The sequence below is a fragment of the candidate division KSB1 bacterium genome (genome assembly GCA_034505495.1).
GTDB lineage: Bacteria > Zhuqueibacterota > Zhuqueibacteria > Residuimicrobiales > Krinioviventaceae > Fontimicrobium_A.
The window spans coordinates 1-7204 of the sequence record JAPDQV010000069.1 but is presented as its reverse complement, the minus strand read 5'-3'; the positions used below and the strand labels follow the sequence as shown (position 1 = coordinate 7204).

The following is a 7204-nucleotide window of genomic DNA, read 5'->3' as shown; positions in this document are numbered from 1 at the left end:
TGCTGAATACTTTTTTCATTTTACGCCTTTTCGCTTTGGGTCGTCGGCTGCGCCGCCTGAAACTTAGCAAAAACCCCACCGCCGGTGGGGTTTTCGAGATTCAGCGTTTGCCAAGAAGCTCTTCAGCCTACGATCACTTTGACGGCATGAAGACCTTTATCGCCCCGCTTGGCCTCAAACTTGACTTCGGCCCCCTCCTGCAGCGTTTTGTACCCTTCCATTTGGATCGCCGAGTAGTGGACGAACACGTCTTCGCCGTTCTCGCGACTGATAAAACCGAATCCCTTCGTGGCGTTGAACCACTTGACCTTCCCTGTTTCCATCAAGACTCCCTGGTCAATAATTGAACATCTTTTTTCATCTGCGCAACGCAGCCGCACGCAGACTTTTAAATATAAAAGAACGTCACATTATTGTCAAGTCTCTCATACATTATTTGAGCTTTTTGAGGCATTTTCAGCCGCCCGGCGCAGATTTTTAACGGCCTCCCGTACGTTTTCATGCGCAAAAACGGCGGTTCCGGCGACCAAACAATCGGCACCGGCCTCCACAACCAGCGGGGCGGTCGTTTCATCGATGCCGCCGTCGGCTTGGATCAAAAAAGAGAGTCCGTGCCTGCGGCGATACTCCGCGGCCTCAGCAATCTTGTTCAGAGTCATGGGAATGAGTTTCTGCCCGCCCATACCCGGTTCCACTGTCATGATCAACAGCAGATCGACAAGGCTCAAAACCGGCTCGACCAGCGACAGAGGCGTGGCAGGATTGAGCGTCACTCCCGCGTACAGGCCGTGCGATTTGATCTTTTCGAGCGTGGACCACAAGTGGGGACAAGCCTCCACATGCACGGTCAGTCGATCGATGCCGGCTTCTTTGAAATGCTCGATCTGGCTGTCGGCGTCGCGGACCATCAGGTGAGCATCCAGGGGCAGGCGGGTTATTTTGCGCACACCCGCGGCGACAATCGGCCCGAAAGTGATGTTGGGTACGAAAGCGCCGTCCATCACGTCGAAATGGATCCAATCGGCGCCACCGGCTTCAGCATCCTGTACTTGTTCGCGCAGCCGGGAAAAATCGGCGCTCAGGATCGATGCGGCAATCAGAATCATTCCGTCGCCTCCACCTGCGGAGCCGCCTCGTCGACGTTCTGTTCGATGACGCCGCCCGCAATGCTCAGCGTCAGATCGACCGGCTGACCGGCGCCGACAGCTGTGCCCGGCTCGGGGGACTGTATGACCACCATGTCCGGCGCGGCTGCCGCTATATCGCCGTAACGCACAATCCCCAGTGACAATCCGGCTTGTTCGAGCACCTTGGACGCTTCCTCGAACTTCATGCCAATCAGATTCGGCATAATGACCGTCCCGCCGACGGCGCCGGTGCTGATGACCAAATCGACTTTGTCGCCCACAGTGACTTCCGTCTGCGGCGGTATGGACTGCTGCGTCACCACGCCGGCCGGGTAATATGAATCAAATGTTCGTTGAACCTCGCCGATTACGAGCTGACTTTGGTTAATTAAGAAGCGGGCATCGCGCTCCGACAGACCGACCAGCTTTGGCATGACGATCGGTCTCTTACCCTTGGAGACGGTCAGATAGACGCGGCGATTCTTTTTGACCACCGCATGGCCGGCCGGATTTTGAAACACGACAAATCCGTTGGGCATGCGTTCGTCATACTTGATTTCAGAAACAACGGGTTTTAGGCCGCTTTTCTTCAAAATCTTTTCGGCAGCGCGGCCGCTTAGATTGGTCACATCCGGCACTTCGACTCTCTGCCAATGGCGGGTAAAGATCGGCATCACTAAAAAAGTAAACAGTAAATAAAGCCCCACGAGAGCGGCGAGAACCGTCATGATCGCTGCGCCTGTGCTCTCCATGGGTAAGAGGGGTTTTTTAAAGGCTCTTTTCATCGATCAGCTTCTCTTTATCAATTTGGCTGCAAAAGCTCCGTCCATTGCGTGAAGATGGGGCAAAGTACGAAAATAGCCTTCCGGAGTTACGAACTCGTTCGGGATTCCGGCATCAGCCGCCGGAATGAGCATAAAATCACGATTTTGCAGCAGAAAATCAACGATTTCTTCGTTCTCTTCCGGTTCGAGCGTACAGGTCGAATAGACGAGGCAGCCGCCGACGGCAATCAAATCGGCAGCATGCAGAATGAGACGTTTCTGCAGCTCACTCAATAAGCGTATGTCTTCCGGCGATCGTTTCCATTTGATGTCCGGCTTTTTGCGAATGACGCCCAGGCCGCTGCAGGGCGCATCGAGCAGCACGGCCGGAGCCGGCCGCAGAGACGGCTGCAAGGCATCGGCGACAAGCAAGCGAATATTCGGCAAATCCAAGCGTTGAGTCGCTTCTTGGATGAGCCGCGCACGGTGCCGTTTGTTGTCTCCGGCGATTATCAGCGCTGAAGGGTTTTCTTCTGCGATTTGAGTCGCCTTGCCGCCCGGAGCGGCGCAAAGATCATAGATTATCGAACCGGCATCTGCAGCCAAACGTCCAATCCAGCCCGCGCTTTCGTCCTGAACCGTCATCAAGCCTTCCTGCAGCAACCTCCTGCGTTCGGCATCGGGAAGATCGTCTATGCGCACGAATCCTTCGAGGGTGCCTGTCTGGAAGCGCGCCCCGCAGTTTATAAGGCGTTGATGAAACGCTTCAATGGTTATTCGGCGGCGGTTGATCCGAACCGACAGGGGTGGAATTTGGTTATTGGCCTCGCAGAGCCTTTCCGTCTCTGAAAATCCGTACCGCTGCAGCCAGCGGGCGACCATCCACTCGGGATGCGCATGTTTGGCGGCAAGATGCGCGGCCGGAGACGACATTTCATCCGGTAAAACAATAGTCTTTTCCCGACGCAGATAGCCGCGGAGCATTCCGTTCGCCACACCGGTCCAGGCATACATTTTTCGCGCTTTGAGAGCCTCGATGCACTCATTGACGGCTGCAAAGGCCGGCGTGCGCATGAAATGAATTTGGTAGAACGCCGCCTTGAGCAGCAAAGCCACATCGAGGGGTATAACGATAGGGTCGCCGTGAAAGGTCGAGGCAATGAGATGTTCGAGGAAGCTTTTCCACCGCACCACACCGCGAACCAGTTCGCTGACGAACGCCCGATCGCGTTCGGACAACTGGTTGCGCGCCAGAGTTTGGGCGAGGACGATGTCGCTGTAACCGCCGTCCCGCTCAATGCGGAGCAGAGCTTCCAATGCCGCCTCTCTCGCTTTACGCGATTTTGCCATCTATTCGAACCGCTCACCTTTTCGGATACGGTAACCGCGCAGAAACTCTCCCGCCGTCATGGTGCGTTTGCCTTCGGGCTTGAGCGTGAGAATGTCCAAAGCTCCCTCGCCGGTCTGCACGGTCAACTTGCCGTCTGAAGCGCTCAAAACCGTGCCCGGCGGTTCGGCAGTGCCGTTTTCCGCCGCAACGCGGGTGCGCAAAATTTTGATGCTCCTGCCTTGCCGCAGCGTCTTCATTCCCGGTATCGGCGACATGCCGCGAATCCAATTGTGCAGCGCTCGCGCCGGCAACCTCCAGTCGATGCGCTCCATCTCCGGAGTCAGCTTTGGTGCGCGACTGGGTTCTCCGATTTGATCCCGCGGCGTCAGCGTGCCACGGGCAATTCCTTCGACAGTCTCGAGCACCAGATCAGCACCTACTATGGCCAGCAGATCGTGCAGCTCGCCGGCCGTCATCTCTTCAGGAATCGGCACCGCCTTTTGCAGAAGGATTTTGCCGGTGTCGACCTGCTTTTCGATGAAAAAGGTGGTCACGCCGGTCTCTTTTTCGCCGTTAATGAGCGCCCATTGGATCGGCGCTGCACCGCGGTATTTCGGCAACAGAGAAGCGTGCAGATTGATTGCCCCAAGAGGAGGCAGACGAAGGACCGATTCCGGCAAAATGCGGAAAGCCGCCACAACGTAGAGGTCGGCTTGCAACTGCTCCAGGGTTTGAAGAAACTCGTTGTCGTTCAGATTCTCCGGCTGAAGGACGGGAATCGAGAGTTCCTGCGCCGCGACCTTGACGGCCGGAGGCGTCAGCCTTTGCCCGCGTCCCGCCGGTTTATCCGGAGCGGTCACTACGGCAACGAGAGGATAACCGCTCTGTGCCAGTTTCTGCAAAGTGGGCACGGCAAAATCGGGCGTGCCCATAAACAGCAGCTTCATTTCTTTGCCGACGCCAGATTCCGTTCTTCGGCGGAAAAGTTTTGCGCGATCGAGCTGCGCAGGAGCTCGATTTTGCAGTTGTCGGCGATTTCCAAAATGACGATCTGATTGTCTTTCTTGAAGCCCTTGACGGTGCCCAGGATGCCGCCGATGGTCAAAACCCGATCCCCAGGTTGCGTTTCGGCAAGCATTTTCTGATGCTGCTTTTGTTTCTTGGCCTGCGGCTGAAAAATCATCAGCCACATGATCAGAAAAATGAGAATCAAAGGCAGGAACATGCCGAACGGGCTCGGCTGGGCGCCGCCGGACGCTGAACCGCCCGCGGATGCGATGAGCGAAAGCAGAACGTACATAATCTCTCCTCAGTTAAAATGAACTGTCAAGGTATCTTGCCAAAAAGCGCTTTTTAAATGCGTAGAATTCATCGGCCAGGATGGCCTGCCGCGCCTGCTGCATCAGCCGGAGATAAAAACGCAGATTGTGAATGCTGAGAAGCCTCAGCACCAGCAGCTCTTTTGCCAAATAGAGATGCCGCAGATATGCGCGGGTAAAATTGCGGCAGGTGTAACAGTCGCACGTTTCGTCCAAGGGTGAAAACGCCTCACGGTGCGCCAGGTTCTTGATGTTGATCGGCCCGTCAGCGGTGAACGCTTGGCCGTTGCGGCCGTTGCGGGTCGGCAGAATGCAGTCGAACATGTCGATGCCGCGTTCAATGCCTTCGAGCAGATCCTCCGGCTTGCCGACGCCCATCAGATAGCGCGGCTTATCTTTCGGCAAAAGCTCCGTAACCACGGCGGTCATTTCGTACATTTCTTCTTTGCTTTCGCCGACGGATAGTCCCCCGATCGCATAGCCGTCAAAGTCCATTTCGATCAACGCCTGAGCGCACTCTCGCCGAAGCTCGGCAAAGGTAGCTCCCTGAACGATGCCGAACAGCGCTTGGGTGAAGGGATGGCGTTCGGGTAATCGACGAAATGTCTCGAGGCTGCGGCGCGCCCAATCGACGGTGAGCTTGACCGACTTGCGGACATAGACAAAATCCGCAGGCAGCGGCACGCATTCATCCAGCACCATCATAATGTCCGAACCGAGATCCCGCTGAATTTCCACCACTTTTTCCGGCGTAAAGAAATGCTTCGAGCCGTCGAGGTGGGAGCGGAATTCGAGTCCTTGTTCCGTGACCTTGTTAAGATCATTCAGGCTGAATATTTGAAAGCCGCCGCTGTCGGTCAGCACCGGCCGGTGCCAGGCGCTGAAGGCTTGAATGCCGCCGGCTTTGCGAACGATTTCTTGTCCCGGCCGCAGATAAAGATGATAGGTGTTGCTGAGAATGATCTGTGCGCCGACCTCCTGCAGCTCGGCGGGCGAGACCGCTTTAACGCTGCCCTGGGTGCCGACCGGCATGAATACGGGCGTTTCGACGGCGCCGTGATCGGTGGTCAGCACTCCCGCGCGCGCGCCGGTGGTGCGATCGATTTTCTGCAGCTCAAACTTCATGCGCTCTACTGCACCGCCTGTTTGAAAGCCTCGTATGCCGTGGCTGCCGGAATGACCTGAATTTTGTCGAAAGAACGAAGCGAGCGGCTGTTGCCCTTGGGTACTATGATGCGCTCAAAGCCCATTTTCTCCGCCTCGGCGATGCGCGCTTCGATATGCATGACCGAGCGCAGCTCGCCGCCCAGGCCGACTTCGCCGATAAACAGCGCCGCAGGATCGATCTCGCGATTGCGGACGCTGGAGGCGATGCTGACGATTACCGCCAAGTCCGCGGCCGGCTCGTCGATGCGCAGCCCGCCGACGACGTTGAGGAAAACGTCCATACTGCCGACCTGATAGCCGAGTCGCCGCTCGAGCACGGCGAGCAGCATGATCAGCCGCTTAGCGTCCATGCCGGTGGCGATCCGTTGCGGATAGCCGTATTTGGTCGGCGCCGCCAAAGCCTGGATTTCGAGCAGGATCGGTCGAGTACCCTCCATGCAGCAGGCAACCGTCGCGCCGCTGCCGGTCTGCCGCTCCGATAAAAAGACTGCGCTCGGATTGGGGACGTCGATCAGGCCGTCCTCGCGCATTTCAAAGACGCCGATCTCTCGCGTCGAACCGAAGCGGTTTTTGACGGCGCGCAAAATCCGGTAGAACTGCTCTCGATCGCCCTCGAAGAGAATCAGTGCATCCACCATGTGCTCCAGCGTTTTGGGGCCGGCGAGAAATCCCTCTTTGGTGACGTGGCCCACCATAAGCACGGGCATGGCGCGCTCTTTGGCCGCCTGAATGAGAAGATGAGCGCACTCCCTGACTTGGCCGACGCTGCCCGGCGCGCTCTCCAACAACGAGGAATACATGGTCTGAATGGAATCAATGACCACCAAACCCGGCTGCACTTGATCGACGGCGTGAAGGACGGCCTCGATTTCAGTCTCGGCTAAAAGGAAAAGGTGTTCGGAGGTCAAGGCCAATCGATCGGCCCGCATTTTGATTTGTTCGAGCGACTCCTCACCGGTGACATAGAGCACCTTGAGAGAGTCGCCGGCCAGCGCTGCAGCCTCCTGCAGCAGTAACGTCGATTTGCCGATGCCGGGATCGCCGCCGATGAGCACGACCGAACCGCGCACGAGTCCGCCGCCAAGGACGCGATTCAACTCGCTGCTGCGCATCGCCAGGCGCGGTTGGGAAGCGGAATCGATCTGATGCAGCGACCGAATCACCGCCGGTTTGGAGGGCGTCATGAGCGAATTACGCGATGCCGTAGCCGCAACGCGCTCTTCGATCAGACTGTTCCAGGCGCCGCACTCGGAGCATCTCCCCTGCCACTTGGAAAACGCGGCGCCGCATTCCTGACAAACGAAATGGGTTTTTTCGCGATTGTTTTTCGCCATTCCCTGCTCTGTAAACAAAAAAAGCCGATTCGACCCGTTTCGCGCTTCATCGGCTTATCCGGTTTTTCAGAGTCTAAACTTAGAAAAAATGGCGCATAAAAGCAAGCGAATTCAAGGTCGGCGTGCATTTTGCTTGTTTAAGCGGGAGGCTTTTCGTAGATTT

General features: G+C 56.8%; 8 protein-coding genes. All 8 read right to left on the bottom strand.

Translation table 11 applies throughout. The features are described 5' to 3' along the window. Nucleotides 1-122 precede the first annotated feature (122 nt). The 8 genes from ONB24_15175 to radA all read right to left on the bottom strand — a co-directional run bounded on the left by ONB24_15175 (nt 123) and on the right by radA (nt 7041). Nucleotides 123-323, bottom strand: coding sequence for a cold-shock protein (locus ONB24_15175; protein ID MDZ7317452.1), 201 nt, complete (start codon nt 321-323; stop codon nt 123-125). Nucleotides 324-425: 102 nt separating this feature from the next. Further along, entirely contained in the window at nt 426-1106 is a 681-nt protein-coding gene (gene rpe / locus ONB24_15170) for a ribulose-phosphate 3-epimerase (GenBank protein MDZ7317451.1), read from the bottom strand. Beyond that, a complete protein-coding gene (locus ONB24_15165) occupies nt 1103-1912 on the bottom strand; it encodes a PASTA domain-containing protein (protein ID MDZ7317450.1) in 810 nt (269 codons plus the stop codon). The genes rpe and ONB24_15165 overlap by 4 nt, the downstream gene beginning before the upstream one ends. A gap of 3 nt (nt 1913-1915) precedes the next feature. Beyond that, entirely contained in the window at nt 1916-3241 is a 1326-nt protein-coding gene (gene rsmB / locus ONB24_15160) for a 16S rRNA (cytosine(967)-C(5))-methyltransferase RsmB (protein MDZ7317449.1), read from the bottom strand. Beyond that, nucleotides 3242-4168, bottom strand: coding sequence for a methionyl-tRNA formyltransferase (fmt, locus tag ONB24_15155; GenBank protein MDZ7317448.1), 927 nt, complete (start codon nt 4166-4168; stop codon nt 3242-3244). Next, the gene (gene yajC, locus ONB24_15150) at nt 4165-4521 is read right to left on the bottom strand and encodes a preprotein translocase subunit YajC (GenBank protein MDZ7317447.1); all 357 of its coding nucleotides are present in this window, start codon (nt 4519-4521) and stop codon (nt 4165-4167) included. The genes fmt and yajC overlap by 4 nt, the downstream gene beginning before the upstream one ends. Nucleotides 4522-4534: 13 nt before the next feature. Next, nucleotides 4535-5665, bottom strand: a complete 1131-nt coding sequence (tgt, locus tag ONB24_15145) for a tRNA guanosine(34) transglycosylase Tgt (protein MDZ7317446.1) — start codon at nt 5663-5665, stop codon at nt 4535-4537. A 5-nt stretch (nt 5666-5670) separates the two neighbouring features. Continuing rightward, complete coding sequence (gene radA, locus ONB24_15140; protein MDZ7317445.1) at nt 5671-7041, bottom strand: DNA repair protein RadA; 1371 nt, start codon at nt 7039-7041, stop codon at nt 5671-5673. Nucleotides 7042-7204 lie beyond the last annotated feature (163 nt).

Excerpts from the sequence above, each read along its gene's own strand:
- ONB24_15175 (MDZ7317452.1), bottom strand. The coding sequence starts at position 323 with ATGGAAACAGGGAAGGTCAAGTGGTTCAACGCCACGAAGGGATTCGGT.
- rpe (MDZ7317451.1), bottom strand. The coding sequence starts at position 1,106 with ATGATTCTGATTGCCGCATCGATCCTGAGCGCCGATTTTTCCCGGCTG.
- ONB24_15165 (MDZ7317450.1), bottom strand. The coding sequence starts at position 1,912 with ATGAAAAGAGCCTTTAAAAAACCCCTCTTACCCATGGAGAGCACAGGC.
- rsmB (MDZ7317449.1), bottom strand. The coding sequence starts at position 3,241 with ATGGCAAAATCGCGTAAAGCGAGAGAGGCGGCATTGGAAGCTCTGCTC.
- fmt (MDZ7317448.1), bottom strand. The coding sequence starts at position 4,168 with ATGAAGCTGCTGTTTATGGGCACGCCCGATTTTGCCGTGCCCACTTTG.
- yajC (MDZ7317447.1), bottom strand. The coding sequence starts at position 4,521 with ATGTACGTTCTGCTTTCGCTCATCGCATCCGCGGGCGGTTCAGCGTCC.
- tgt (MDZ7317446.1), bottom strand. The coding sequence starts at position 5,665 with ATGAAGTTTGAGCTGCAGAAAATCGATCGCACCACCGGCGCGCGCGCG.
- radA (MDZ7317445.1), bottom strand. The coding sequence starts at position 7,041 with ATGGCGAAAAACAATCGCGAAAAAACCCATTTCGTTTGTCAGGAATGC.